The sequence below is a fragment of the Klebsiella sp. GB_Kp056 genome (genome assembly GCF_040064755.1).
In the GTDB taxonomy this organism is placed as follows: domain Bacteria; phylum Pseudomonadota; class Gammaproteobacteria; order Enterobacterales; family Enterobacteriaceae; genus Klebsiella; species Klebsiella quasipneumoniae.
The window spans coordinates 1-26,245 of the sequence record NZ_JBEAJA010000030.1 but is presented as its reverse complement, the minus strand read 5'-3'; the positions used below and the strand labels follow the sequence as shown (position 1 = coordinate 26,245).

Annotated in this window: 21 protein-coding genes and 1 pseudogene; 7 read left to right on the top strand and 15 right to left on the bottom strand. The window is 58.2% G+C overall.

Features of this window, described 5'->3' with window-relative positions; genetic code table 11:
• Window positions 1-137 precede the first annotated feature (137 nt).
• Window positions 138-1,088: a D-alanyl-D-alanine endopeptidase gene (gene pbpG, locus ABLV52_RS02250; protein ID WP_023290428.1), complete on the bottom strand. Its 951-nt coding sequence runs from the start codon at window positions 1,086-1,088 to the stop codon at window positions 138-140.
• A 188-nt stretch (window positions 1,089-1,276) separates the two neighbouring features.
• Window positions 1,277-1,864 carry a Yip1 family protein gene (locus tag ABLV52_RS02245; RefSeq protein ID WP_032453512.1) on the bottom strand — a complete coding sequence of 196 codons (588 nt, stop codon included), beginning with the start codon at window positions 1,862-1,864 and terminating at the stop codon, window positions 1,277-1,279.
• A 153-nt stretch (window positions 1,865-2,017) separates the two neighbouring features.
• On the opposite strand from ABLV52_RS02245, the gene ABLV52_RS02240 reads away from it, so the two are divergent.
• Window positions 2,018-2,587 carry a DedA family protein gene (locus tag ABLV52_RS02240; RefSeq protein WP_023290430.1) on the top strand — a complete coding sequence of 190 codons (570 nt, stop codon included), beginning with the start codon at window positions 2,018-2,020 and terminating at the stop codon, window positions 2,585-2,587.
• 32 nt (window positions 2,588-2,619) lie between these two features.
• Here ABLV52_RS02240 and mdtQ read toward each other — a convergent pair whose 3' ends face one another.
• Window positions 2,620-4,059, bottom strand: coding sequence for a multidrug resistance outer membrane protein MdtQ (mdtQ, locus tag ABLV52_RS02235; RefSeq protein ID WP_032453513.1), 1,440 nt, complete (start codon window positions 4,057-4,059; stop codon window positions 2,620-2,622).
• 128 nt (window positions 4,060-4,187) lie between these two features.
• Between mdtQ and ABLV52_RS02230 the strand changes: the two genes are divergently transcribed.
• The gene (locus ABLV52_RS02230; protein WP_348889943.1) at window positions 4,188-4,922 is read left to right on the top strand and encodes a class I SAM-dependent methyltransferase; all 735 of its coding nucleotides are present in this window, start codon (window positions 4,188-4,190) and stop codon (window positions 4,920-4,922) included.
• 33 nt (window positions 4,923-4,955) lie between these two features.
• Here ABLV52_RS02230 and ascB read toward each other — a convergent pair whose 3' ends face one another.
• From ascB to dusC, 5 genes and pseudogenes are all read right to left on the bottom strand, one after another.
• Window positions 4,956-6,350: a 6-phospho-beta-glucosidase gene (gene ascB, locus ABLV52_RS02225; protein ID WP_048297900.1), complete on the bottom strand. Its 1,395-nt coding sequence runs from the start codon at window positions 6,348-6,350 to the stop codon at window positions 4,956-4,958.
• Between the two features lie 15 nt (window positions 6,351-6,365).
• Window positions 6,366-8,337, bottom strand: a pseudogene (gene bglF / locus ABLV52_RS02220) (PTS beta-glucoside transporter subunit IIABC).
• A 29-nt stretch (window positions 8,338-8,366) separates the two neighbouring features.
• A complete protein-coding gene (gene bglG / locus ABLV52_RS02215; protein WP_048336199.1) occupies window positions 8,367-9,200 on the bottom strand; it encodes a transcriptional antiterminator BglG in 834 nt (277 codons plus the stop codon).
• A 155-nt stretch (window positions 9,201-9,355) separates the two neighbouring features.
• Complete coding sequence (locus tag ABLV52_RS02210) at window positions 9,356-10,720, bottom strand: carbohydrate porin (protein ID WP_105491248.1); 1,365 nt, start codon at window positions 10,718-10,720, stop codon at window positions 9,356-9,358.
• Between the two features lie 356 nt (window positions 10,721-11,076).
• Window positions 11,077-12,009, bottom strand: coding sequence for a tRNA dihydrouridine(16) synthase DusC (gene dusC, locus ABLV52_RS02205; protein ID WP_032453520.1), 933 nt, complete (start codon window positions 12,007-12,009; stop codon window positions 11,077-11,079).
• A 358-nt stretch (window positions 12,010-12,367) separates the two neighbouring features.
• Between dusC and ABLV52_RS02200 the strand changes: the two genes are divergently transcribed.
• The 4 genes from ABLV52_RS02200 (at window position 12,368) to sanA (ending at window position 15,532) form a co-directional block, all read left to right on the top strand.
• Window positions 12,368-12,772 (top strand): CidA/LrgA family protein, encoded by a 405-nt coding sequence (locus ABLV52_RS02200; protein ID WP_023290438.1) that lies wholly within the window; start codon window positions 12,368-12,370, stop codon window positions 12,770-12,772.
• A complete protein-coding gene (locus ABLV52_RS02195) occupies window positions 12,762-13,457 on the top strand; it encodes a CidB/LrgB family autolysis modulator (protein WP_004201621.1) in 696 nt (231 codons plus the stop codon). The genes ABLV52_RS02200 and ABLV52_RS02195 overlap by 11 nt, the downstream gene beginning before the upstream one ends.
• Before the next feature lie 128 nt (window positions 13,458-13,585).
• Entirely contained in the window at window positions 13,586-14,470 is an 885-nt protein-coding gene (cdd, locus tag ABLV52_RS02190) for a cytidine deaminase (protein WP_053810132.1), read from the top strand.
• Window positions 14,471-14,815: 345 nt separating this feature from the next.
• The gene (gene sanA, locus ABLV52_RS02185; protein ID WP_004201624.1) at window positions 14,816-15,532 is read left to right on the top strand and encodes an outer membrane permeability protein SanA; all 717 of its coding nucleotides are present in this window, start codon (window positions 14,816-14,818) and stop codon (window positions 15,530-15,532) included.
• 70 nt (window positions 15,533-15,602) lie between these two features.
• Here the strand turns inward: sanA and mglC are convergent, their stop codons facing one another.
• The 6 genes from mglC to folE form a co-directional block, all read right to left on the bottom strand.
• On the bottom strand, window positions 15,603-16,613 hold the full coding sequence (mglC, locus tag ABLV52_RS02180; RefSeq protein ID WP_002912871.1) for a galactose/methyl galactoside ABC transporter permease MglC: 1,011 nt from the start codon (window positions 16,611-16,613) through the stop codon (window positions 15,603-15,605).
• Window positions 16,614-16,628: 15 nt separating this feature from the next.
• A complete protein-coding gene (gene mglA / locus ABLV52_RS02175; RefSeq protein WP_072420991.1) occupies window positions 16,629-18,149 on the bottom strand; it encodes a galactose/methyl galactoside ABC transporter ATP-binding protein MglA in 1,521 nt (506 codons plus the stop codon).
• Window positions 18,150-18,267: 118 nt separating this feature from the next.
• Window positions 18,268-19,266 carry a galactose/glucose ABC transporter substrate-binding protein MglB gene (mglB, locus tag ABLV52_RS02170; protein ID WP_023290441.1) on the bottom strand — a complete coding sequence of 333 codons (999 nt, stop codon included), beginning with the start codon at window positions 19,264-19,266 and terminating at the stop codon, window positions 18,268-18,270.
• Between the two features lie 296 nt (window positions 19,267-19,562).
• Window positions 19,563-20,585 carry an HTH-type transcriptional regulator GalS gene (galS, locus tag ABLV52_RS02165; protein WP_023290442.1) on the bottom strand — a complete coding sequence of 341 codons (1,023 nt, stop codon included), beginning with the start codon at window positions 20,583-20,585 and terminating at the stop codon, window positions 19,563-19,565.
• Between the two features lie 155 nt (window positions 20,586-20,740).
• Entirely contained in the window at window positions 20,741-21,898 is a 1,158-nt protein-coding gene (yeiB, locus tag ABLV52_RS02160) for a DUF418 domain-containing protein YeiB (protein WP_023290443.1), read from the bottom strand.
• Window positions 21,899-21,913: 15 nt separating this feature from the next.
• Window positions 21,914-22,582: a GTP cyclohydrolase I FolE gene (folE, locus tag ABLV52_RS02155; RefSeq protein WP_023290444.1), complete on the bottom strand. Its 669-nt coding sequence runs from the start codon at window positions 22,580-22,582 to the stop codon at window positions 21,914-21,916.
• Between the two features lie 360 nt (window positions 22,583-22,942).
• Between folE and fghA the strand changes: the two genes are divergently transcribed.
• A complete protein-coding gene (gene fghA, locus ABLV52_RS02150; protein WP_072413739.1) occupies window positions 22,943-23,776 on the top strand; it encodes an S-formylglutathione hydrolase in 834 nt (277 codons plus the stop codon).
• Window positions 23,777-23,833: 57 nt separating this feature from the next.
• Here the strand turns inward: fghA and cirA are convergent, their stop codons facing one another.
• Entirely contained in the window at window positions 23,834-25,807 is a 1,974-nt protein-coding gene (cirA, locus tag ABLV52_RS02145) for a catecholate siderophore receptor CirA (RefSeq protein ID WP_348889942.1), read from the bottom strand.
• Between the last annotated feature and the right edge of the window lie 438 nt (window positions 25,808-26,245).

Genomic DNA, 26,245 nt, shown 5'->3' with positions numbered 1-26,245 from the left:
GGCACAAACGCGGCACTCGGCGTGATTGCCCGGCGGCGCTGCGCTTGCCGGGCCTACAAGCCCTGATAACCCATTGATATAAATGCATCTTTAGCCCGGATAAGGCGCAATGCGTCGTCATCCGGGACATATGCAGATTAATCGTTCTGCGCGGTCTGGGCGCCGCCTTTCAGCATCGCCTCCGCCATCTGCGCTTCGCGCTGCTTTTTATAGCTCAGCGCCGAAGCCGGGACTGGCATCACCTTCCCGGTCTCGATCCACGTCCGCAAACGGCTGGCGTCGGCGAAGTGGGTATATTTGCCGAAGGCATCCATCACCACCAGCGCCACCGGACGTTGGTTAATCACCGTGCGCATAATCAGGCAGTGGCCGGCAGCGTTGGTGAAGCCGGTTTTGGTCAGCTGGATGTTCCAGTTATCGCGATACACCAGATGGTTAGTGTTGCGGAACGGCAGGCTGTAGGCCGGATGGGCAAAGGTGGCGGTCTCTTCTTTAGTGGTGCTCAGCTGGCCAATCAGCGGGTACTGCTCGCTGGCGATCAGCAGTTTGGTCAGATCGCGGGCGGTGGAGACGTTATGCACCGACAGACCGGTGGGCTCCACATAGCGGGTATGGGTCATACCCAGCGCCTGCGCTTTGGCGTTCATCGCGCGAATAAAGGCGTCGTAGCCGCCCGGATAGTGATGCGCCAGGCTGGCGGCCGCGCGGTTCTCGGAAGACATCAGCGCCAGCAGCAGCATATCGCGGCGGCTGATCTGGCTATTGAGACGCACGCGGGAGTAAATCCCCTTCATTTCCGGAGTATGGCTGATATCCACCGTCAGCATTTCGTCCAGCGGCAGATGGGCATCGAGAACCACCATGGCGGTCATCACCTTGGTGATCGACGCCATCGGGCGCACCAGATCCGGCTGGCTGGCGTAGATGATTTTTTTGGTGGCCAGATCGACGATCATGGCGCTGCCGGAAGCGATGTCCGGCTGCGAGGCGGCTACCGCCGTCGGGGTTTTTGCTAACGCCTGGGGCGCAAAAGGCACAGCCAGCAGCAAGGTCAGGCTGAGCAAAGAGACTCGGAATTTCGGCATCATGGGCATTCTGAAAAGTATTTTTGCACGTTATGGAACGTACGCCGCGAGGTTAAGTGGGCAACTTCGCTGGCAAACGCCATCATACCGCGCCGTAAGGCCCTGTGCCTAATAAGAATCGTGAAGAAATGCTGCATTGCCGACATAAAATACATATTTGCCGGCAATGCATATTGACCCGTTTCGTCCGATCAGAACAGTCGGTAGCCATACCCCCATAGCACCACGGTGATCGCCAGCAGTACTTCCAGCACCAGCACCCCGATGGCCAGGGTCGAGCTGGCGAAACTGAGCCCCTCTTCCCGGTTAATGCTCAGGAAGGTCGGGATCCCGAGATAGAGCAGATAACCGGTATAGAACAGGGCAACGGTACCGATCAGCGCGCACAGCCAGACCAGCGGATAGAGCGCCACAATCCCGCTCAGGAACAGCGGCGTGGCCACATAGCCGGCAAAGACCATGCAGCGTTTCAGGGAAGGCTGCTGCGGATATTGCCTGGCCATCCACCAGATAACCCGCCCCATGATCGCCACCCCGGCCAGCATCACGGCATAAAACAGGACAGCCAGCGCCAGCCCGGTCCACATCGACAGTTTAATAATGGTGCCGTCACCGAAGTTCCAGCCCAGCTGCGTGGTGCCGATAAAGGCGCAAACCACCGGAACCGCCGCCATCAGCAGCACATGGTGCGTATAGTGATGAGAAATGGTTTCATTCTCGCTCTTTATCACGCTCATCTCCCGGTTGGGATGAGCGAAGAGCCCCCAGACATGGTTCATAGCGTCCCCCTTGTCACGGCTTCGTACTGCACTGATCCAAGTATAATTCACCCTGTAGATTATTTTGTGTACAGCACAAAAAATCTGCGTCGACGCGTTTTGGCCTGCAGGGTGTATGATTAACAGGTGATGAGGTAAGGAGATAAGCTGTTTATGGATATCAATCACCTGATTTCCCAGTATGGCTACGCGGCGCTGATCGTCGGCAGCATGGCGGAAGGTGAGACCATTACCCTGCTGGGCGGCGTCGCGGCGCATCAGGGGCTACTGAAGTTTCCCCTGGTGGTGATCGCTGTCGCCCTCGGCGGGATGATTGGCGATCAGTTGCTCTATCTGCTTGGTCGCCGCTTCGGCGGGCGCATTCTGCGCCGTTTCGCCAGCCAGAAGGCGCGGATCAGGAAAGCCCAGCGCATGATCCAGCACCGGCCGTGGCTGTTTGTCATCGGCACCCGCTTTATGTACGGCTTCCGGGTGATCGGCCCCCTGCTGATCGGCGCCAGCCGCCTGCCGCCGCGCATTTTCCTGCCGCTGAATATTGCCGGGGCGCTGGTGTGGGCTCTGCTGTTTACCACCATAGGCTATCTTGGCGGCGAGGTGGTTGGCCCGTGGCTGCACCACCTCGACGCCCATCTGAAGCACTGGATCTGGCTGATCCTCGCGGTGGTGGTGGTCGTGGCCGCCCACTGGTGGTTCAGGCGGCGCGAAGGGAAGAAGAAAGACTGAGCGGCGCGCCCGCTGACGCGCCGGGTGGCCGGTTACTTCACCGCCTGGTGGTAGCCGCCGCCGAGAGCCGAGGTCAGCTGAATGCTGGCGTCAATCCACTGGCCGTGCAGGCGCAAGGCGGTGATACGCTCCTGCAGCGCCGGGAGCTTCGCCATACTGACCCGGGAGCCGGGCAAGATCCCCGCCGCCATCCGGGCCTGCGCCAGGTCCACCACCCGCTGGGCGTCTTTTTCAACCTGCTGCTGCTGTTGGCTCTTGGCCATCAGCGTCTCGACCTGGCTGGCGGTTTTCGCCACCTGGTTGACGGCGTCCACCACCGCTTTGTTGTACTGGGCGATGGACAGGCTGTTCTGCGCGCTGGCGATATCCAGATTGGCATTGAGGCGACCGCTGTCGAAGATCGGCAGCGTCAGTCCGGCGGTGACGCCCATCTGCTGCGCCGAATGGCGGAAAAGATCGCTTAAGTGCAGGGCATCCTGCTGCAGGAACGCCATCAGATTGATGTCCGGGTAAAACGCCGCCTTCGCCGCGTCCACTTCGCTCAGCGACGCCTCGATATACCAGTGAGCGACCTGCAGATCCGGGCGACGCGCCAGCAGCTCATAGCCAAGGGTGTCCGGCAGCTGCGCGCTGACCGTCGGCAGGCTGGCGGGTTTGAGGTTTAGCGACTGGCTCTGGCTGTTGGTCAGGGCCATCAGCCGCGCTTCAATCTCTTTCATCGTGCCCGCCACGTCCGCCAGCTGCTGGTCGGTTTTGCTGACGTTAATATCGTTTTCCGCCCCTTCGGCGGAGTTGGTGATCCCGCGCTGATACAGGGCCTTGTCGACCGTCACGATATTATTTTGCTCGTTTTTCACCTGCTGCAGCACCGCTTTGATCGCCGCTTCTGTCTGCCACTGCCAGTACAGGCGCGCCACACTGCCGGAGAGCAGCTCGCGGGTCTGAGCCTGCTCGGCCACCTGGGCTTTCAGCTCGCCGATGCGGGCTTTCACCAGCGCACGGTTTTTGCCCCACAGATCGAGATCCCAGCCGGCGGTCAGGCCGAAGGTACCGTTGGTGTACCACGGGCCGGTATTGCCGTCGGTGTCAGTGGCGAACGGCCCCATCAGGCCTTCGGCCGACATGCGTTGACGTTCGATGTCAGCGGAGAAATCCATCTCCGGGCCAAGATTCGCCTGCGACATTCTGGCCTGCGCTTCGGCAAGCCTGATGCGCTGTTCGGCAATCTGCATATCCGGCGCGTTGGCGAGCGCGCGCTGAATCAAATTATCCAGTTGGGCATCGTGGTAGTCTTTCCACCAGTCGGTCTGCGGCCAGCCGTTTTTGACGGCGGCGGGAAGATCCATGGCAACGTGGGAAGCCGGAATTTGCTGCTGCGGCGGACGAGCAACCTCATGGGAAGGCGCGCAGCCTACCAGCGCGATGGCCAGGGGCAAGGCCGCCAGCACGCTATTATTTAATCTCAATTTCATTAGACAGGTCAGATAACATAATCAGGTGAGTGATCATAAGTTAATTGAATTAAACGCGTTTAGTAAAGCGTGTGACTAAATTATTAGTTAGCTAAAAATAAACAAACTTATCAATTCAAGGGATGAATATGAGCCAGAATATTTATGACGATCCGCACTTCTTCGCCGGCTATGCAACCCTCGATCGTTCGGTGAAAGGGCTGGATGGCGCACCGGAGTGGCCATCGCTACAGGCAATGCTGCCGCCGCTAGCCGGTTTGCGGGTGGTGGATCTCGGCTGCGGCTACGGCTGGTTTTGCCGCTGGGCGCAGCAGCAGGGAGCCAGCCAGATAATGGGGTTTGATATCTCCCGGCGTATGCTGGCGCAGGCACGGGAAATGACCCGCGGGGATGAGATTGACTACCGCTGCGCCGATCTGCAAACCCTGACGCTGCCCGCCAACTGCTGCGATCTAATCTACAGCTCGCTGGCCCTGCATTATTTACCCGACATCGTCCCGCTCTTCTCCACCCTGCAGCAGGCGCTGGTCCCTGGCGGTATCCTGGTCTTCTCTGCCGAACATCCCATCTATACCGCGCCGCTGCAGCAGGGATGGCAGGTGAATGAACAGGGGCAAAAGAGCTGGCCGGTCAGCCACTATCAGCAGGAGGGGGAGCGCGTCAGCAACTGGTTTGCCGAGGGCGTCATTAAACAGCACCGCAAACTCTCGAGCTGGATAAACGCGCTTATCGCCGCCGGTTTTGTGCTGGAGCAGCTGGATGAGTGGGGGCCAGGCGCCGAACAGATTGCTCAACAGCCCGCCCTGGATGAAGAGAAAGAGCGGCCGATGATCTTTTTACTGCGCGCGCGTAAACCGGCTTAATCCCCCGCCCGACGATGGCCGGGCGGAGAAGCGTTACGCTTTCAGGCTGGCGCCGCGGCTGGCAATCACTTCTTTATACCAGTCAAAGCTCTTCTTCTTACTGCGCGCCAGGGTGCCGGTGCCGTCATCATGGCGGTCGACATAGATAAAGCCGTAGCGCTTCGACAGCTCCGCCTTCGAGGCGCTCACCAGGTCAATCGGTCCCCAGCTGGTAAAGCCCATCAGCTCAACGCCATCGTCAATGGCCTCCCGCGCCTGCACCAGATGGTCGTTCAGGTAGCTGATGCGGTAGTCATCGTTAATGCTGCCGTCGGCTTCCACCTTATCTTTGGCGCCCAGACCGTTTTCCACGATAAACAGCGGCTTCTGATAGCGATCCCACAGCACGTTCAGCAGCGTACGCAGGCCCAGGGGGTCTATCTGCCAGCCCCACTCCGAGCTCGCCAGGTGCGGGTTCGGCACCATGCTGAGAATATTGCCGCGCGCCTGCTGGTTCAGCGCCTCATCGGCGGTGACGCACCCGGTCATGTAGTAGCTGAAGGAGATAAAATCGACGGTGGTTTTCAGCGTGTCGCGATCGGCCTCAGTGATGTCGAGCGTGATGCCGTTGTCGCGGAAAAAGCGCTGCATATAGCCCGGGTACGCCCCGCGCGCCTGCACGTCGCCGAAGAACTGCCAGCTGCGGTTCTCCTGCAGCGTCTCGAACACATCTTCCGGTTTGCAGCTCAGGGGATACATCAGCCCGCCGAGCAGCATATTGCCGATTTTGCCCTCGGGCACCAGCTCGTGACAGGCTTTGACCGCCAGGGCGCTGGCCACCAGCTGGTGGTGAATGGCCTGATATACCTCGCCTTTGCTGCTGCCGGCCGGCAGGCCGACGCCGGTCATCGGGGCATGCAGCGACATATTGATTTCGTTAAAGGTCAGCCACAGTTTGACCCTGTTTTTATAACGGCTGAACACCGTCCGGGCGTAGCGCTCAAAGAAGCCAATCACCTCCCGGCTACCCCAGCCGCCGTAGTTTTTCACCAGCGCCCACGGCATTTCATAATGCGACAGCGTCACCAGCGGGGTGATGTTGTGCTTCGCCATCTCGTCGAACAACTTGTCGTAGAACACGAGTCCGGCTTCGTTCGGCTCGGCGTCATCGCCGTTGGGGTAGATACGGGTCCAGGCGATGGACACCCGCAGGCAGTTAAAGCCCATCTCGGCAAACAGGGCGATATCTTCCGGGTAACGATGGTAAAAATCGATCGCCACATCCTTAATCCCGCTGTCGCCGGGTACGCGCTCGACCACTTCGCCGAAGACGCCGTGCGGCTGCGCATCGGAGGTGGATAACCCTTTGCCATCTTCCAGGTACGCCCCTTCCACCTGATTCGCCGCGGTCGCGCCGCCCCATAAAAAATCTGCCGGGAATGTTTTCATCTCTCTCTCCTGTGATTAATGGCTGACTGACAACAGCGGCTGACCGGCTTCGACGGCGCTGGGCGCCACCGTGTCGATCTCACGATAGTCATCGCTGTTGCTGATAATAATCGGGGTCGCCAGGTCGTAACCGGCGTCCAGAATTGCCTGACGATCGAACTCAATCAGCAGATCGCCGGCCTGAACTCTGTCACCCTCTTTCACATGCGCGGTAAACGGCACGCCGTCGAGTTTGACCGTGTCGATGCCGACGTGGATCAGCAGCTCAATGCCGCTGTCGCTCTGCAGGCCGATGGCGTGTTTGGTCTGAAACAGAGAGGCCACTTCGCCGGTGAACGGGGCGATGACTTTGCCCACCGCCGGGATAATGGCGACCCCTTTCCCCAGCAGGCCGCTGGCGAAGGTGCTGTCCGGCACCTGATCGAGGGCGATGACGCTGCCGCTCATCGGCGCCAGAATGTCGTTTGCCGAGACCGGCGCTACCGCCACGGCGCCCGGCGCGGCGCTGGCGCGCGGCAGGCCGGCGAAGAAAGTTAAGCCACAGGAGATAATCAACGCCGCGAAGATGCCCACTACGCCGCCCCAAACGGTGCTATCAAGCCCTTGGGGCGGGATCATTTGCGCCACGGTAAAAATGTTCCCGAAGCCGAATGAATAGACGTTAGCGTTACTGAAACCCACAATAGCGCCGCCGATGGCGCCCGCCACGCAGCCGAAGATAAACGGCCGACGCAGCGGCAATGTTAAGCCATAGATAGCGGGCTCGGTAATGCCGAAGATGCCCGCTGAAAATGCCGAACCGGCCAGTACTTTCTGACGGGCATCGCGGGTTTTCAGCAAAATACCCAGCACCGCGCCGACCTGCCCCATAACGGCCGGCAGCAGCATGGGCAGCATGGAATCATGGCCAAGCACCGTCAGATTGTTAATCATCAGCGGAATCAGTCCCCAATGCAGGCCGAAGATCACACAAACCTGCCACAGCGCGCCCATCGCCGCTCCCGCCAGCCACGGCGCCACCGCGTAGATAATCTGATACCCCTGGGCCAACAGATGACTGAGCCAGGTCGCCAGAGGGCCAATCAGCAGAAACGTCAGTGGAACCACAACGGCGAGACAAATCGCCGGCGTAAAAAAGTTTTTCATCGATGACGGCAGCAGCGCGTTGCTCTTGCGCTCCAGCCAGCAGCAGACCCATGAGGCGAGAATAATCGGGATCACCGATGAGCTGTAATTAATAAAGGTTACCGGGATGCCGAGAAAGTGCTCCACCGCCGCGCCCGGCGCCTGGCTGGCCTCAAAGGCCTGAATCATCAGCGGGTGGGTTAACGCCCCGCCGATCACCATCGAGACAAACGGGTTACCGCCAAATTTTTTACCGGCGGTGTAGCCGAGAAACAGCGGGAAGAAAAAGAACAGCGCGTCGCTGGCGGCAAACCAGATTTTATAGGTTCCCTGTTGCGGGGTCAGCCAACCGCAGACGACCGCCAGCGCCAGCATCCCTTTCAGGATACCGGAGGCCGCCAGCACGCCGATAAACGGCGTGAAAATTCCCGACACGACATCGATGATCTGCCCCAGCAGCGACCCTTTTTCAACGCTTTCCGCCACCGGTTCGCTGTCGTCGCTTAACCCTGCCTCCTGACGCACCGCCAGCCAGACGTCGTGAACGTGGTTGCCAATCACCACCTGAAACTGGCCGCCGCTCTCCACCACCATAATGACGCCCGGGTTGGCCTTCAGCCCTTCGGCATCGGCTTTGCCGTTATCTTTCAGCTTAAAACGCAGACGTGTCGCACAGTGAACCAGACTCACAATGTTCTCTTTGCCGCCGACGCGGCGGAGAATATCCTGCGCGAGTGCTTTATATTCCATGCTCTTTTCCTTACTGCCGCTGCCCGCAGACAACCGGCGACTGAGTAGTAAAAATAAAAAAAACCCGAGAACCACGCCGGTAGGCGTCGCGCTCAGGTTTTGCCTGCATCATGCAGTAACAATCCAGTTTTGTCGGGAGACTTAGCGTCCCTCTTTTCTTACCCGTTCAATATGAATGGCAAGAAACATAATTTCTTCGGTGGTCAGCGCCCGCTGATACTGCTTTTGCAGATGCGTCGCCACCGTTTCCGCGCACTTCCACGCTTTGGCGTAGTTGTCTTTCACCGCGCTGTGCAGCGAGACGTCGTCATCTTCCACCACCGTGCGGGTCAGCATCCGCTGGGCGAAAAACTTCAGGTGGGTGACGAAACGCTGATAGCTCAGCGACTCCTCGTCGTAGTTCAGATGCAGCTGATACTTCACCAGCTGCAGGATCTCCTGCATCACCCGGGTCACGTGCATGACCTCCGGCATTTCGCTGTTGAGCTGCGCCGTCACCAGATGGAGGGCGATAAATCCGGCTTCATCCTCCGCCAGCGCCACGCCGAGCCGTTTGCCAATAATGGCCCTTGCCTCCTGGCCCAGCGCGAACTCCTTCGGATAGAGCCGCTTGATCTCCCACAGCAGCACGTTACGCAGTGCGATGCCCTTTTTCTGCCGCTCGATAGCAAAGTGACAGTGATCCGTTAACGTGATGTACAAACTTTCCTGTAACTTGCCCAACCGCCCGCGCGCCAGGTCGATAATGCGATCGCAGGTGGTCATCACTTCTAACGGAATCTGACTGAGCAGTTCACCTAAGCGGCCGACCAGTTCATCGCTTTGTAAGGCGAAGACTTTTTCAATTTTGCTGTCGTCCAGCGCGTCGCCCGGGCGTTTCTGAAAGGCCAGCCCTCGCCCCATCACCACCTGTTCGCGCTGGTGTTCGTCAAGAACCACCACCACATTGTTATTGAGTACTTTGGCGATTTGCATATTGACCCCAGAAACAAAAAAACCTGACCCCCGACGAAACGCCAGGTAATCAGGTTTTGCCTGCCGCAGCAGTTGCAATCCAACGCCAGCACTGTAACAACTTCTGCTACGCGCTCAACCTGACAAGTGAAAAAACGTGATTAAGATCGCGACTATCAGAAGGTCACGACGGTTTTCCACTCCACCACCCACGCGTCCTGGGTCTGCGCAACGCCGCCCGGACGGTGCCAGTACTGCAGGCCCGGCTGCAGCTCCAGCCAGGAGACCGGGCGGAAGCGATAATAGAGTTCGCCGTTCAGCGAGTGGCCGGCCACCGGCTGCCAGGCCGGATCGTTATAGTCGGCGGCACCGCTGAGTTGGTTCATATAGCGCTGATTGCGCGCGTAGTGGCTGCTCATGTCGATCCACGTCAGGCCGAAGCCGATCCAGTCCTCCGGACGGGCGTCAAACAGCCCGCGGTAGCGCATCGAGGCGGCGACGGCGGAGTGGATATAGTTGCTGCGCTGGTCGCTGAGGCTGCCGCTCAGCGAGACGCTCATTCCCCGCAGCGGATCGTCGGCGTGGCGGGTAATCTGCTGGTTCAGGCCGGCGTACATAAACCAGGTGCTGTCGTGCTCGGCGTAGCCCTGCGGGTCCGTCGCCCCGGCGCCGCCGGATTTGCCGCTGTAGAGGTCGCTTTGCGGCGCGTTAGTCCAGACCACGCCGAGGTTATAGGCCCCCGGCAGGCCATTCATCAGCGGACGGGTTTCGATCTCCAGCGGCAGTAAAATGCCTTTGCTGCCCTTCGTCGACCAGCTCCAGGCATGGCTGCGCGAGGCGGCCTGCGGGTTTTGCTCCATCACCCCGCCTTTGAGGGTGACCGTCGGCGTCAGCTTGTACTCCAGGGTGGTGCCCCAGGTGTGGATGTTCCAGTTATTCCAGGTCAGCGAGTTGGCCGATTTGCCGCCGCACTGGGTCAGCAGCTGGAAATCGCAGGGAATGATCTGGTCGAAGGTTTGCACCTTGTTCATCATGCCGATGCGCCAGGTCAGACGACGGTCGTCAAAGCTGCGGGCGAAGGTCAGCCAGCCGAGACGGGTGATCGACCCGCCGCCCCAGCTCTCCTGCGACAGATCGTTGAAGCTGACCCGCGGATCCTGCAGCCGTTTCGTGGTGAGGTTATCATCGTGGTTGCGGTTGACGATGTTGCCCTCGAGACGGGCGTCCGGTATGCCGGTCCAGCGCTCCAGATCCTGGGTAAAGGTCAACGACACCTGGTCAATATAGGCCAGATGTTTATCGTGGTTATAACCACCGCCGGCGTTGTAGGCCATCTCGTTAAGATAGCCGAGATTATAATGAAAGCCGTTCTCTTCAAGGATTGGACGAATGCCCAGCATATCGCCCAGCAGCCCTGGCTGTCCGGCTTCAAACCCCAGCACGCTGCCGTTCCACGCCGGGGTTTGCGCCGCGTTCACGACGGGCGCCATCGCCGCCAGCGCCGCGCCGATAAAAAGCTGATTTATTTTTTTGTTATACATTGTGATCTCCACCGTGACTGAATAAAAACAAAGGGGATCCCCAGGCTATTTATTTACCTGTTTTCTTTTTTAAAAAATGAATGGCAAGGGGCCTCCTCCGGTAATAAAACCGCGACCGCGCCAGAGAAAAGATGAATGACAATCTCTTGTTTTACGTCATCATTTACCCACCGTTAAATTTTGGCCAAAAAAAAACCTAAGCACTTGCCGCCACGAATGACGGAAGTGCTTAGGTTTTGCCTGCGTTCAGTAGCAATCCTGAATTGATTGACCGCACATTATCACTTTATTTCACTCATGCCTATCATCAATAGGCAGGCAAGTAATAATATGTGAAGCGAATAACAATATGGCGCTTAATAGCGGGCGATCGCCGCCGCTATTTCAGCAGAGGTTTGCAGGGCGCGAATTTCATTAAACAGCGTCAGCGCCTCGGTATATTCCTTGCGTAAATAGCCCAGCCACTGTTTAATTCTCGCCACATGATACAGGCCGGTATCGCCCTGCTTTTCCAGACGGGTATATTTTTGCAACAGCTGAACCACCTGCGGCCACGGCATGCGCGGTTCGTTGTATTTGATCACCCGGCTGAGGTTCGGTACGTTGAGCGCCCCGCGGCCAATCATCACCGAATCGCAGCCGGTGACGGCCATACAGTCCTGAGCGCTTTGCCAGTCCCAGATTTCGCCGTTGGCGACTACCGGAATGGTCAGGCGCTGGCGGATCTCGCCGATGGCCTGCCAGTTGATGCGCTCCGCTTTGTAGCCATCTTCTTTGGTGCGGCCGTGGACCACCAGCTCGCTGGCCCCCGCCTGCTGCACCGCGTCGGCGATTTCAAAGCGCCGTTCGCCGCTGTCCCAGCCGAGACGAACTTTCACTGTCACCGGCAGATGACCGGGCACCGCCTCGCGCATCGCCTTCGCGCCGCGATAGATAAGCTCCGGGTCTTTCAGCAGCGTCGCCCCGCCGCCGCTGCCGTTCACCAGCTTCGACGGACAGCCGCAGTTTAAATCGACGCCCCACGAGCCCAGCGCCACCGCGCGGGCGGCGTTTTCCGCCAGCCACTCGGGATATTGCCCCAGCAGCTGGACGCGCACGCGGGTACCGGACGGGGTGCGGCTTTGATAATGCAGCTCCGGGCACAGCCTGTAGAACGATTTAACCGGCAGCAGTTGATCCACCACCCGCAGAAACTCGGTGATGCACAGATCGTAATCGTTCACTTCGGTCAGCAGCTCGCGCACCAGCGAATCGAGCACGCCTTCCATCGGCGCCAGTAGTACACGCATATCGTTACCCGGAAAAAAAAGAGGCGCTATGGTAGCGCCTCCGGGCGTTGGTTGAAAGTGCTCAATGCGTCCCGCCTGCCGTACGCCATTCCCCATTCGGCGAATGCGGCAAAGCGAGGAGATAATCTCTATGCTTTACAGGAGTCTGCGGCGTCTCATACCGCCTTCATTTGCCGCTTCTCTTCCAAAAAGGTAGCGTGGGACCCGATATACCCAAAGCTGCGAGCTGTCAGGTCCTGCCGGGAGAGGCTATTGTTCCCGTACGCTATCAGCGCTATGCATAGAATTCATGATGTGATCGGTAGCACATTTTAGGGATTAATTGTATGATGAATGCACTTCATCAAGGGTTATTACCATGAGTAAATCGCTGACTATTATCTGGCACTACCTGCGGGCTTTCGTCCTGATTTACGCCTGCTTATACGCCGGAATATTTATCGCCGGGCTGCTGCCCATCACCATCCCCGGCAGCATCATCGGCATGCTGATCCTCTTCGTTCTGCTGGCGCTGCAAATTATGCCGCCGCAGTGGGTCAACCCCGGCTGCAATATCCTGATCCGCTATATGGCGCTGCTGTTCGTGCCGATCGGCGTCGGCGTGATGCAGTACTGGGATCTGCTGCGCGCCCAGCTGGGGCCGGTCGTCATCTCCTGCGCCATCAGCACGCTGGTGGTGTTTGTGGTGGTGAGCTGGAGCTCTCACCTGGTGCATGGCGAACGCAAAGTGATTGGGCAAAAGGAAAAGAAAAATGATGCATGAAATCTGGTGGTCGCTGCCGCTAACCCTGATCGTCTTTTTCCTTGCCCGCAAACTGGCGGCCCGCTTTAAGTTCCCGCTACTCAACCCGCTGCTGGTGGCGATGGTAGTGATAATCCCGTTTCTGCTGCTGACCGGGATCTCCTATGAGCGTTACTTTGCCGGCAGCAAGATCCTGAACGATCTGCTGCAGCCAGCGGTGGTCGCGCTGGCTTTCCCGCTGTATGAACAGCTGCACCAGATCCGCGCGCGCTGGAAATCGATCATCACCATCTGCTTTATCGGCAGCTGCGTGGCGATGATCACTGGCACCACCGTGGCCCTGCTGATGGGCGCCACACCGCAGATCGCCGCCTCTGTTCTGCCCAAATCGGTGACCACGCCGATTGCCATGGCGGTGAGCGGCAGTATCGGCGGCATCCCGGCCATCAGCGCCGTGTGCGTGATTTTTGTCGGCATCCTTGGCGCGGTATTCGGCCATACCCTGCTCAACCTGATGCGTATTCGCACTAAAGCGTCGCGCGGCCTGTCGATGGGCACCGCCTCGCACGCCCTCGGTACCGCGCGCTGTGCGGAACTGGACTATCAGGAAGGGGCGTTCAGCTCGCTGGCGCTGGTGCTGTGCGGGATCATCACTTCGTTGATGGCGCCGTTTTTATTCCCGCTGATCCTTGCGGTAGTGGGATGAATTGTGACTTACATCACATTTATTAATGCAACGATTAAAAGTTGCATTAGCAATGAGATGTAAATCACATTTGAAACCCCTTGACGCCCGTACACTGGTTTCCCATTACACTGTTATGAGGCAACGCTATGCACTCACGTTTTCAAGCTGCTTTGACGACTCTGGCAGCAGACCTGCAGGCGGCCATCGCCCCGATGCTCGCCGACCCGCACTTCCCGGCGCTGCTCGAAGCCGATCAGGTGGCGACGCTGCAACAGGCGACAGGTCTGGACGAAGACGCGCTGGCCTTTGCGCTACTGCCGCTGGCCGCCGCCTGCGCGCGCGCCGACCTTTCCCACTTTAACGTCGGGGCTATCGCCCGCGGCGTCAGCGGCCGCTGGTACTTTGGCGGCAACATGGAGTTTCTCGGCGCCACCATGCAGCAGACCGTCCATGCGGAGCAGAGCGCCATTAGCCACGCCTGGCTGCGCGGTGAAACCTCCCTGCGCGCCATCACGGTGAACTACACGCCGTGCGGCCATTGCCGTCAGTTTATGAACGAACTGAACAGCGGACTGGCGCTGCGCATTCATCTGCCCGGTCGCGAAGCCCATGCGCTGCAGCACTATCTGCCGGATGCCTTCGGCCCGAAAGACCTGGAGATCAAAACCCTGCTGATGGACCACCAGAACCACGGCTTCCCGGTCAGCGGCGATGCCCTGTCCCAGGCGGCGATTGAGGCCGCTAACCGCTGCCACGCGCCGTACAGCCACTCGCCTTCCGGCGTAGCGCTGGAGCTGAAAGATGGCACCCTTTTCAGCGGCAGCTATGCGGAAAACGCGGCGTTCAACCCGACGCTGCCGCCGCTGCAGGGGGCGCTGAATCTCCTCAGCCTCAACGGCTATGATTATCCGGACATCCAGCGGGCGATCCTGGCGGAGAAAGCCGATGCGGCGCTGATTCAGTGGGACGCCACCGTCGCCACCCTGAAGGCGCTGGGCTGCCACAATATCGAGCGCGTGCTGTTAGGTTAATCAGCCTGCGCGCCTGAGCAGATGGCCGGATGACGGTTTCGTCTAATCCGGCCGACCTTTTATGCCGTTATGTTGTCGGGTGGCGCTCCGCTTACCCGACCTACCGTTCGCGCCATTGCGAGCTGAAGATCGCTATGGCTGCTGAAACTGCCGACCTGACGGCCTCAAAGTCGCTGAGACGTTCCCGGAGGGCCGGAGAACAGGTTGCGGCTACGCCTTGCCCGGTCTGGGATCGGCGATCGGCTCATATTGCTGAAAATCCCCGCAATTAAACGCGGGTTTCTTGCGCTTACCCGGCGGGTAAAGTAGCCTGAAGACTCCGTTGTCTATTATTGAGCCAAGTTCATGTTAAAGCGTGTGTTCTACAGCCTGTTAGTCCTGCTCGGCCTGCTGCTGTTGACCGTGCTGGGTCTTGACCGCTGGATGAGCTGGAAAACCGCGCCCTATATCTATGACGAGCTGCAGGACCTCCCCTACCGCCAGGTCGGCGTGGTGCTGGGCACCGCTAAATACTACCGCACCGGGGTGATCAATCAGTATTACCGCTACCGCATCCAGGGCGCGCTCAACGCCTACAACAGCGGCAAGGTCAACTATCTGCTGCTGAGCGGGGATAACGCCCTGCAAAGCTACAATGAACCGATGACTATGCGCCGGGACCTGATTAAAGGCGGCGTCGATCCGGCGGATATCGTGCTGGACTATGCCGGTTTCCGCACGCTCGACTCGATCGTCCGCACCCGCAAAGTGTTCGACACCAACGACTTCATTATCATCACCCAACGCTTCCACTGCGAACGGGCGCTGTTTATCGCCCTGCATATGGGGATCCAGGCTCAGTGCTACGCGGTGCCGTCGCCGAAGGATATGTGGAGCGTGCGGCTGCGCGAATTCGGCGCCCGCTTCGGCGCGCTGGCGGACCTCTACATCTTCAAACGGGAACCGCGCTTCCTCGGTCCTTTAATTCCGATTCCGGCGCAGCAGCACGACGTGCCGGATGACGCCCAGTCCTACCCGGCGGTCACCCCGGAGCAGCTACTGGAGCTGCAGAAAGAAAAGTAGCCTCCATCAACGCATCCGTTTCAGGTATAAAAAAACCCGCGCCAGGCGCGGGTTTTTACTCAGGCAAAAATTACTTCTTACGGGCGTATTTCAGGGAATCCAGCGCCACGGCGAAGATAATGATCGCCCCCTTAATGATGTACTGCCAGTAAGGGTTAACGCCGATATAGGTCAGGCCGTAGTTGATCACGGTGAAGATAATCACCCCGGTCACCACGCCGAATACGGTCCCTACCCCGCCGCTGAACGATACGCCGCCCACCACGCAGGCGGCGATGGCGTCCAGTTCGTACATAAAGCCGAGGTTATTGGTCGCCGAGCCGATACGACCGGCTTCCAGCAGGCCGCCGAAGGCGTAGAACACGCCGGAGAGGGCGTAGATCATCAGCAGGTTCAACGCTACGTTGACCCCGGAGACCTTCGCCGCTTCCGGATTACCGCCGATAGCGAAGATGTTTTTGCCAAAGCGCGTCTTGTTCCACAGGATCCAGACAAAGAAGACGGCAATCAGCGCGTAGAAGGTGATGTAGGACAGGCGGAACGAGCCCAGCGCCACAAACCCCTGCGCGAAATGGGAGAAATGGCTGTCGAAGCCGGAGATCGGCGACGCGCCCACGAAGTCGTAGTACAGCGAGTTAATGCCGTAGACGATGATCATGGTCCCAAGGGTGGTAATAAACGGCGTCACGTTCAGATAGGCAATGACGATCCCGTTAATCAGGCCGATGACCGCCCCGATGGCGCATACCAGCAGGATGACCAGCGGGATCGGCATGGTCGCCATATCCGGGAACACCTTGTTGGCATTATCCACCGCCTGCAGCATGGTCGCGGCAATCACCGCCGCCAGTCCCACCTGACGGCCGGCGGAGAGGTCGGTGCCCTGCGTGACGATCAGTCCGGCCACCCCGAGGGCAATAATAATACGCACCGAGGACTGGGTCAGAATATTACTCAGGTTGAGCAGACTTAAAAATGTCGGATCCTGGAAAATAATAATGGCCAACAGGACCAGAAGGACGACATATATCCCACCCTCTTTCAGGTAAGTGAGAAAACTCTTTTTATTTAACGCACTCATGTGAAGCCCCTGATCTTAAAGGTGCAATGACGCAAGACGCAGTATTTCGTTTTGCGTGGTGGTTTTAGTCTCAACAATGCCCGCGACCAGGCCGTTGCTCATCACCAGAATGCGGTCGGTAATCCCCAGCAGTTCCGGCATTTCGGAGGAAATAATAATGATCCCTTTATCTTTTTTAGCCAGCTCGGCAATCAACTGATAGATCTCGAATTTGGCGCCGACGTCGATACCGCGCGTCGGCTCGTCCAGCATCAGGATCTCCGGCTGGGTCAGCAGCCAGCGGCCAATAATGACCTTTTGCTGGTTACCACCGGAAAGCGAACCAATCTGCGTATGCTGGCCGGGGGTTTTAACGCGCATAGAGTCAATGACCCATTGGGTATCGCTCTTCATCCGCGAGTTATCCAGCAAGCCGAGGCTGTTTTTATATTTCTTAATATTGGAGATCAGCGAGTTAAAACCGATATCCAGATAGGCGTAAATCCCGGTGGAGCGCCGCTCCTCGGTCACCAGCGCAAAACCGTGGTTAATCGCCTCATTGGCGCTGTGGTTGTTGATCTTCTTCCCGTGCAGGGTGATGGTGCCGCTGGCCTTCTCACGGATCCCGAACAGGGTCTCCACGATGTCGGTCCGCTTCGCGCCCACCAGACCGGCGATACCGAGAATTTCGCCCTTATGCAGATCGAAGGAGACATCGCGAATGGACGGCTGGCGCAGGGAGGTAAGATTGCGCACCTGGAGGATCACTTCTCCCGGGGTGTTTTCGCGATCCGGAAAGCGCTGGTTGAGCGAACGCCCGACCATCATGGCGATGATCTTGTCCATATCCAGCCCTTCCAGCGGCTGAGTGGCGATCCACTGGCCGTCGCGAAGGATGGTAATTTCATCGCACAGCTGGAAAATCTCTTCCATTTTGTGCGAGATATAGACGATACCGCAGCCGCGATCTTTCAGCTTGCGGATGATCTTAAACAGATGGTTGACCTCTTTTTCCGTCAGCGACGACGTCGGCTCGTCCATGATGACGATTTTGGCGTCATAGGAAAACGCCTTCGCGATCTCAATCATCTGCATCTGGGATACCGATAAGGTACCGACGCGGGCGCGCGGGTCGATATCAATATCCAGCTCATCAAATATGGCCTTGGTGTCCCGGTACATTTTGTCCTGATCGACAAACATACCTTTAGTGGGATAACGCCCGAGCCACATGTTGTCCATGACCGAACGCTGTAAGACCAGGTTTAATTCCTGATGTACCATCGAAATACCGTTTTCCAGGGCTTCTTTCGCCGAATGGAAATCGATCTCTTTTCCCTGAAAAAGAATGCTGCCGGAATCTTTTTGATAGATCCCAAAAAGGCATTTTAATAATGTCGATTTACCGGCGCCGTTCTCACCCATTAACGCATGAATGGAGTGCGGACGAACCTTCAGGTTGACGTTATCAAGAGCCTTGACGCCAGGAAACGATTTGTTGATGTTGCTCATCTCCAACAAATATTCGCCTGACCGTTCGCTATTATTGCTGACCATAGTTATACCTGGCTGCGTTCATGCACGCCCCGTCCGGCGCAATAACGCCAGCAGGAGTCTGGTTCTGTATCAGGAATAATCGGGCGTGGATAACCCACGCCCGCAACTCACATCACGATTATTTGCCGGTAAACTGGCTCAGGTTGTCTTTATCGACGCCCACATAGGGGACGCGAACAATCTTGTTGTCAATTTTCCAGTTGGTGCCTGCCGCAGCGTCTTTTCCGTCGGCCAGGTTTTTCGCCAGATCGAAGGTCGCTTTCGCCTGGTTGTTAGCATCGTTCAGCACGGTACCGGCCATCGCGCCGGATTTCACCAGCGCCAGGGCTTCCGGCAGCGCATCCACGCCGAACACCGGAATGCTGCTCTTGTTGTGCGCTTTCAGCGCTTCAACCGCGCCCATCGCCATGGCGTCGTTGTTAGCGATCACCACTTCAATCTTGTTCGCATTCGGGCCGGAGAGCCAGGCGTCCATTTTGTCTTTCGCCTGGGCGGTATCCCACATGGCGGTGTCCATCTGCAGCTGCTGGGTCTTCAGGCCTTTATCATTCAGCTCTTTGATAACGTAGGTGGTACGCGCTTCCGCATCCGGATGGCCCGGCTCGCCTTTCAGCAGGACGTACTGGATCTGGCCGTCTTTATTCAGATCCCAGTTCGGGTTGGCTTTCCAGTGCTTGGCGATCAGATCGCCCTGAATAATCCCGGACTCTTTCGAGTCGGTACCGACGTAATAAGCTTTGTCATAGCTATCCAGCGCTTTACGGGAAGGCTCTTTGTTGAAGAACACCACCGGAATGTTCTGCCCGCGCGCTTTTTCGATGACCGTTCCCGCCGCAGCCGGGTCAACCAGGTTGATCGCCAGGGCTTTCACGCCTTTCGCCAGCAGCACGTCAATCTGATCGTTTTGTTTCGACTGGTCGTTCTGCGAGTCATTCATCAGCAGCTGGACGTCAGGCGCGGATTTGCCATCTTTTTCAATCGCCTTACGCACCACCGACATAAAGTTGTCGTCATATTTATAAATCGTCACGCCGATACGGGTATCTGCTGCGTGTGCTGCGGCGCCAAATAACAGACCAGCCATTACAGCAGAGAGGGTAAACACCTTCTTATTCATGGAATCTCCGGTTTTATTATGCAGGGTCATTTTTGTGAAAAAGTGCGGGCGGGATTTGTTGCATTAGTGTTACCGCACAACGCATTTCACGACGAAAATTCGGTCTTCCGTGTCGGGTAACGCTCCAGAAAAATACGACTCTAATACTCGTTTAACGCCTTGTTCCTACTGAAGAAAGTGAGGATTTCCCATCACCTCGCGGTTCAGACTGGTAAACGCTGCCATCATAATCAGGTGAATGTTAATATACTGTGAATTTACTCACAAATTGAAAGCGGTTACATCCCGCCGCCGCTTCAGTTAGTGATCGGCCCCACAGTTTGCCGCTGGGCAACGGAGTGACGGCGCACCAGGGTGGGCATAAAGCAGTGCGTCGCCTCGCGATCCAGCTTGCCGGCCGCCCCCAGCAGCGCCAGCTCAGTGGCCAGCTTCGCCATCGACATTACCGGATAGCGCACGGTGGTCAGCTGAGGATCGGTGTAACGGGAAATAGGAATATCATCAAAGCCAATCAGCGACAGATGCTGCGGCACGACAATGCCGTTGTCCTTCAGCGTGGTCAGCGCGCCGGCCGCCATGCTGTCGTTATAGGCGAACACCGCAGTGAGGCCGAGATTCCGCCCCAGCAGTTCGACCATCGCCGCTTCGCCGCCCTGCATGTCCGGGGAGCCGGAGCCGACCCAGCTGTCCGGGGCGATGATGCCCTGCTCCTGCAGCGCTTTGCTCCACCCTTCCCGGCGCATATCGTCGTCTTCAATGCCGTGATTTGAGGAGAGATAACCGATGCGCTGGTGGCCGTGATTGAGCAGCATGCGCGTAGCCATCAGCGCGCCGCTAACGTTGTCGAGGCCGACGCAGCGATGGGCAAAGCCCGGCACGATGCGGTTGATCAGCACCATCCCCGGGATATGTTGCATAAAGTCGCTCAGTTCAGCATCGCTGAGCGCTTTAGAATGGACGATCAGCGCCGAGCAGCGCTGGCGGATCAGTACCTCGATGGCATGGCGCTCTTTTTCCGCCTCGTGATAGCTGTTGCCGATCAGCACATACTTATGATGCTGCTGGGCGACGGTATCCACCGCTTTCACCAGCGCGCCGAAGAAGGCATCGGAGACGTCCATCACCACCACGCCGATGGTATCGCTGACCTGGGTGGCCAGCGCCTGGGCGTTGGCGTTGGGCCGGTAGCCCAGCTGGGTCACCGCTTTCATCACCACGTCGCGCGTATCCGGACTCACCAGCGCGCTATTGTTCAGCACCCGCGACACGGTGGCCACGGATACGCCCGCCTGGCGGGCGACATCACGAATGGTGATCATACTCAGCGACCTTAAGAGAATTACAGCACGTCACATTCACCTCCTGTGCTCAGCAAGGAGGCTATTCTGGCAGCGACCCGCGGTCCGCTACGTGAGTGAGGTCACACGGCTGGAAACGTTTACATCCGTTTTGTTAATGATTGTGATCGAGATCGTTATCTGGATGTGTCTTTCAATGATGTCCCTGACGCACGCAGGGTTAACTGACGCCACAGCCATTCCACCGGCCCCTGGCGGAAGCGGCGCAGCCAGAGTGATGACACGAGGAGGTTGACGGCCCAGATGGGGGGAACAAAGGCCAGCAGCTGCAGACGATCGAAGCGCATAAACAGCCCGAGATGATAAAACAGGGTGGTGCAGATCAGGGTCTGCAGCAGGTAGTTGCTCAGCGCCATGCGTCCGACGCAGGCGATAGCCCCCACCAGGCGGAAACGGCAGAGCTGCGGCCAGTAGCCCCAGGCCAGCGAGGCATAGCCGATAGCCTGCAGCGGAGCGCTCAGTTCACGCGGCGCCTGCAGTAAAAACGCGCACCAGCGATAGTCCCAGGCCAGATACCATTGGGCGACAATAGCCGGCACATTCACCGCCATCCCGGCTAGCACCAGCAGCGCGCCGGTGCGCCGATAGTGACGCTGGCTGAACTGCCCTTTCAGCCAGCCGCTGCGCATCAGCGCCGCGCCTATCAGCATCATCCCCGCCAGCTGCCAGCCATACTGCGCGCCGAGCGCCAACAGATTGTCCGACAGCATATCCGCCCGGTTGCTGACCGCCTCCATGCCGCCGTGCAGCTTCCAGTACTGCTCATACTGCAGATTGGCCGCGTCCGGTACCCAGGATCGATTCGCGGCCGTCCCCGAGATAATCCCCAGCAGGACCAGCACCGCAATGCCGGTGAGGTAGAGCACCACCCCGGTGTTAAACAGCGATTTAACATGCTGCGCCTCGCGCACCATGCGCCAGCTCACCAGCCCCACCAGGGCGTAGGCCAGCAGAATATCGCCATCCCAGAAGAAGAGACCGTGAATGAAACCAAGCAGCGCCAGCAGGGTCAGCCGCGACTGGATCCAGCGTTTACCGCGGGGGAGCAGGAGCTGCAGACCGGCGCCAAACAGCAGCGCGAACAGGGTAAGAAACTTCACCTGCGCCAGCAGGTCAAGGATCGCCCAGGTCCAGGCGTCGCTGAGGGTCGCGTTTCCTGACCAGGCCGGATTGAGGTAAGCGGCCTTCGGCAAGCCGAAGGCGCTGATATTGAGAAGCAGGATACCGAGGATGGCGACGCCGCGGACAAAGTCCAGCGTGACATTTCTCTCCATGTACCCTGCTCCGTTTTAGTTGTGGTGACGTACTGCGCGCAGGAATTCCTGGCGGGTATTCTGGCTGGATTTGAACAGGCCACCGAGGGAGGTGGTGGTAGTGGCGCTGGTCGCGTCGCGGATGCCGCGGGCTTTCACGCAGTAATGCACCGCGTCAATGGATACCGCCACGTTGCTGGTGCCGAGCAGCGTCTGCAGTGCGATCAGGATCTGCTGCGTGAGACGCTCCTGGACCTGCGGGCGCTGGGCGAAGAACTGCACGATGCGGTTGATTTTCGACAGGCCGATCACCGAATCTTTCGGGATATAGGCTACCGTCGCTTTACCATCGATGGTGACAAAGTGGTGTTCGCAGGTGCTGGTCAGGGTGATATCGCGCACGGTGACCATTTCATCGACCTTCATTTTGTTTTCAATGACGGTGATTTTCGGGAAACGGGAGTAATCCAGTCCGGAGAAGATCTCATCGACATACATTTTGGCGATGCGATGCGGGGTCTCCATCAGACTGTCATCACTCAGATCCAGATTCAGCAGTTGCATAATCTCGGTCATATGACCGGTAATCAAACGCTTGCGTGTTTCGTTATCAATTTCTTGTACTGGCGCACGCATCGGCGTCTCCAGCCCACGAGCGACCAGCGCTTCATGAACGAGGACGGCTTCTTTACTCAGTGATGACATTTGGGTTTCTCCTGCAGGTGTGGCGCTCTTTGCTTTTTCTGGGGGCAAAGTTTGTATTCATTGTGCGTGAGGTGGCGCACAGAATCCAGTAGCCGTAACGATAATTATTGAAATTGGCGCTGCCTTTTATTAAGGCGCGAAGCCACGCCTCAGGCGCGACGCCAAATCCCTATCGCCGAATCCGGAATGATCCAACCGCTGTACGCATCCATAAGCGCCATCGCTACACCGGCATGTTGGCTATAAGTTGCATTAATGATGCAGTAAGTTCTCAAAAGGAGAAAGTGAAAGTTGCTCACCGGCTAATGAAATATCTGTATTATGAACGTTTACGCGCACATCCCTTCCGAGGAGCCTTGCATGGAACTGCTTGAAGAGCATCGCTGTTTTGACGGCCGGCAACAACGCTGGCGTCATCACTCCCCTGTCCTGAACTGTGCCATGACGTTCAGCATTTTTTTACCGCCTGAGCGTGAAACGCCGCCGCCGGTGCTGTACTGGCTGTCCGGGCTGACCTGTAACGATGAAAACTTTACCACCAAGGCGGGCGCTCAGCGCATTGCCGCCGCGCTGGGCATCGCGCTGGTGATGCCGGATACCAGCCCGCGCGGTGACGAGGTGGCCAACGATGACGGTTACGATCTGGGGCAAGGCGCTGGCTTCTACCTGAACGCCACCGAGGCGCCGTGGTCGGCGCACTACCGGATGTACGATTACCTGCGCGACGAACTGCCCGCGCTTATCCGCAGCGAGTTTACCGTCGGCGAACGCTGCGCCATCAGCGGCCACTCGATGGGCGGTCACGGCGCGCTTATCATGGCGCTCACCAATCCCGGCCGCTACGCCAGCGTCTCCGCCTTCGCGCCAATCGTCAATCCCTCCCAGGTGCCGTGGGGCAAGAAAGCGTTTACCGCCTATCTCGGCGCCGATGAATCGACATGGCGCGCCTGGGACAGCTGCGCCCTGATGCAGGCCAGCCAGCCGGCGGACGCGGTGCCGACGCTTATCGATCAGGGCGATAACGATCCGTTCCTCGCCGGACAGCTGCAGCCCGCGGTACTGGCGGAGGTCGCGCGGCAGAAGGCCTGGCCGTTAACGCTGCGCATCCAGCCCGGTTACGATCATAGCTACTACTTTATTGCCTCGTTTATCGAAGACCATCTGCGTTTCCACGCGCAGCATCTCTTTAACTAAACGCAACCTGCGCCGCGACTCCACGTCGCGGCGCAGGCCATCGTTAAGCGCCAACGATCAGAAGCGATAATCCACGGCCATAAAGTAGCGACGGCCCTCTTCGGTATAGCTGTAGTCGTCCCGGTTGAGATCTTTATCGCCCACGTTCTGCACCCCGGAGCGCAGTTTCACGTTTTTGGTGACCTGCCACGCCGCGCCGACGTCAAACAGGGTATAGCCGCCCGGCGTTTTGCCGGTGGCGCTCACCGCGCGCTGCTGGCCGGTATAGTTGGCCGTCACGTAGAAGGACCAGTCGTCCAGCGGTTTCCAGTCAAGCGTGCCGTTGGCGGTATGGAACGGCAGCGTCTGCAGCGGTTTGTCGCCGCCGTTGCTCAGATCGCGACCATCGTTGTAGGTGTAGTTCACCGTCAGCTTCCACTCATCGCCGAACGGGATCTTCACCTCGGTCTCCACCCCTTTGATGCGCGCTTTGTTGACGTTGAAATAGCGGAAGATCGGCACGCGCTTACCGTTGACGGTTTTCCAGCCGACAAAGTTCGGGTAGCCCGGCGCTTCGCTGGCGCTGGAGGTGCGCAGAACATCAATCATATCGTCGACATTATTCTGGAAGGTGGTGATGCTGCCTTCAACATCCTGCAGCCAGCCCTCTTCCCCACGATAGTAGAGACCAAGCTCGAAGCTTTCGCTGGTTTCCGGCTTCAGATCCGGGTTACCGATGATACTGCACGAGCCGCGGCAGGAGTTGGTGGTCCAGTCGGGGTTAAGCTGCAGCAGCGACGGGGCTTTAAACGCCGTCGCCCAGCCGCCTTTGACGGTGACGGTATCGGTGGCGTTATACACCAGATAGGCGCGCGGGCTCCAGTGATCGCCATAGGTCTGATGGTCGTCCATACGAATGCCGGTGGTCAGCGCCAGCGGCTCGATGATGCGCCATTCGTCTTCAATAAACAGGGCGTACTGGCTGGCGGAGGTCGACTGGCCGCCGCTGCTCAGGTTGACCGGATCTTTCAGCTTGTCGTGGCGCCATTCGCCGCCGAAGGTCACCAGCTGGTTAATCATGTCCAGCGGCAGGACATACTTGCCGTCGATGGCATTGCTTTCCGAGGTGATGGTGCCGTTCTGCCCTGGATTTTTATTATCCACCTTTTCGCCGTAGAACTTGAGCTCGCTGTTGCCCATCTCCCAGCGTCCGTTATGGCTCAGGGAGTAGTTCTCACGCTCAAGGCGGTTGCGGTCAAGGGAATCGGAGTCGCGATCCTGGCGGTCAAAGCCATAGCCCGCGGTGAAATCGTGGTTGTCGCTCGGCGTCCAGGCGAATTCAACATTGCCATCGCGGCTGGTGAAGCCCTCGATGCGCGGCGTTTCGCCGGCGGCATTGCTGGAAGACTGCGGATCGTCCTTGGCGCGCTTCGCCAGGCTGCCGTAGGCCTTCATCCCGAGCACGCCGTCGATCAGCGGGCCGCTGGTGAAGAACTGGCCGTTCCAGGTATCGCCGCGGTCGCGGTGTTCCTGAATGGTGGTATCGGCGCTCAGCGTCCCGGTCCATTTCTGGCCGATTTTTTTGGTAATAATGTTGACCACGCCGCCGAGCGCATCGGAGCCGTACAGGGAGGACATCGGGCCGCGCACCACCTCGATACGTTCGATGGCATCCACCGGGATCCAGTTCAGGTCGAAGTCATTGTGGCGGAAGACGGCGTTCCGGGAGTTGACGCGTTTCCCGTCGACAAGGATCAGGGTATAGCTGCTGCTCAGACCGCGAATGCTGACGCCCTTGCGGTTATCCCCTTCGTTGGTGAGCTGGACCCCGGGCACATCGCGCAGTACGTCTTTCAGGTTCTGCACCGGCTTGCGCTGCAAATCCTGCTGGGTGATGACGCTGATGCTCGCCGGTGCGTCTTTGACGCTCTGTTCAGTGGCCGAGGCGGTCACCACCAGCGTTTCTTCATTCACATCGGCCAGGGCCGGAAACGCCAACGATACGACGGACGCAGACAATCCCGCCCGGATAAAAGGGTTTAACCTGAACATTCCAAATCTCCATGAGGTGTACAACCAAACAAACAAAAAAGGTGCTGCTCACACGCGCTGGCGGCCTGCCGCTCTGTCGGCGGTAGACTCGCGCTGTTTTCTCGTCGATGTGGCTGGTCGCCCGATGTCAGTCTGTACACATGGCAGAGACGGGGGGAGTGGCTTCATCCGTAATGGTCGGAAATGATAAAGATAATGATTTCTATTATCAATCTAATTATGAAGAATTGTGTCAGGCTGTAACCGTGTGGACATAAAAAAAGCCCTCGTTTTCAGAGGGCTTCCGGGTGATGACAAACCTGTTTTCGTTATCGTACTCATATGTCTGCCGGGTGGCGGCTTTCGCCTTACCCGGCCTACGAAGAATTGCAATATCAAACAGCTACGCAGATATCTGTAGGCCCGCGCAAGCGCAGCGCCGCCGGGCAATTCCTGAAG

Coding starts and splice junctions, on each gene's coding strand:
- pbpG (WP_023290428.1), bottom strand. CDS start 1,088: ATGATGCCGAAATTCCGAGTCTCTTTGCTCAGCCTGACCTTGCTGCTG.
- ABLV52_RS02245 (WP_032453512.1), bottom strand. CDS start 1,864: ATGAACCATGTCTGGGGGCTCTTCGCTCATCCCAACCGGGAGATGAGC.
- ABLV52_RS02240 (WP_023290430.1), top strand. CDS start 2,018: ATGGATATCAATCACCTGATTTCCCAGTATGGCTACGCGGCGCTGATC.
- mdtQ (WP_032453513.1), bottom strand. CDS start 4,059: ATGAAATTGAGATTAAATAATAGCGTGCTGGCGGCCTTGCCCCTGGCC.
- ABLV52_RS02230 (WP_348889943.1), top strand. CDS start 4,188: ATGAGCCAGAATATTTATGACGATCCGCACTTCTTCGCCGGCTATGCA.
- ascB (WP_048297900.1), bottom strand. CDS start 6,350: ATGAAAACATTCCCGGCAGATTTTTTATGGGGCGGCGCGACCGCGGCG.
- bglG (WP_048336199.1), bottom strand. CDS start 9,200: ATGCAAATCGCCAAAGTACTCAATAACAATGTGGTGGTGGTTCTTGAC.
- ABLV52_RS02210 (WP_105491248.1), bottom strand. CDS start 10,720: ATGTATAACAAAAAAATAAATCAGCTTTTTATCGGCGCGGCGCTGGCG.
- dusC (WP_032453520.1), bottom strand. CDS start 12,009: ATGCGTGTACTACTGGCGCCGATGGAAGGCGTGCTCGATTCGCTGGTG.
- ABLV52_RS02200 (WP_023290438.1), top strand. CDS start 12,368: ATGAGTAAATCGCTGACTATTATCTGGCACTACCTGCGGGCTTTCGTC.
- ABLV52_RS02195 (WP_004201621.1), top strand. CDS start 12,762: ATGATGCATGAAATCTGGTGGTCGCTGCCGCTAACCCTGATCGTCTTT.
- cdd (WP_053810132.1), top strand. CDS start 13,586: ATGCACTCACGTTTTCAAGCTGCTTTGACGACTCTGGCAGCAGACCTG.
- sanA (WP_004201624.1), top strand. CDS start 14,816: ATGTTAAAGCGTGTGTTCTACAGCCTGTTAGTCCTGCTCGGCCTGCTG.
- mglC (WP_002912871.1), bottom strand. CDS start 16,613: ATGAGTGCGTTAAATAAAAAGAGTTTTCTCACTTACCTGAAAGAGGGT.
- mglA (WP_072420991.1), bottom strand. CDS start 18,149: ATGGTCAGCAATAATAGCGAACGGTCAGGCGAATATTTGTTGGAGATG.
- mglB (WP_023290441.1), bottom strand. CDS start 19,266: ATGAATAAGAAGGTGTTTACCCTCTCTGCTGTAATGGCTGGTCTGTTA.
- galS (WP_023290442.1), bottom strand. CDS start 20,585: ATGATCACCATTCGTGATGTCGCCCGCCAGGCGGGCGTATCCGTGGCC.
- yeiB (WP_023290443.1), bottom strand. CDS start 21,898: ATGGAGAGAAATGTCACGCTGGACTTTGTCCGCGGCGTCGCCATCCTC.
- folE (WP_023290444.1), bottom strand. CDS start 22,582: ATGTCATCACTGAGTAAAGAAGCCGTCCTCGTTCATGAAGCGCTGGTC.
- fghA (WP_072413739.1), top strand. CDS start 22,943: ATGGAACTGCTTGAAGAGCATCGCTGTTTTGACGGCCGGCAACAACGC.
- cirA (WP_348889942.1), bottom strand. CDS start 25,807: ATGTTCAGGTTAAACCCTTTTATCCGGGCGGGATTGTCTGCGTCCGTC.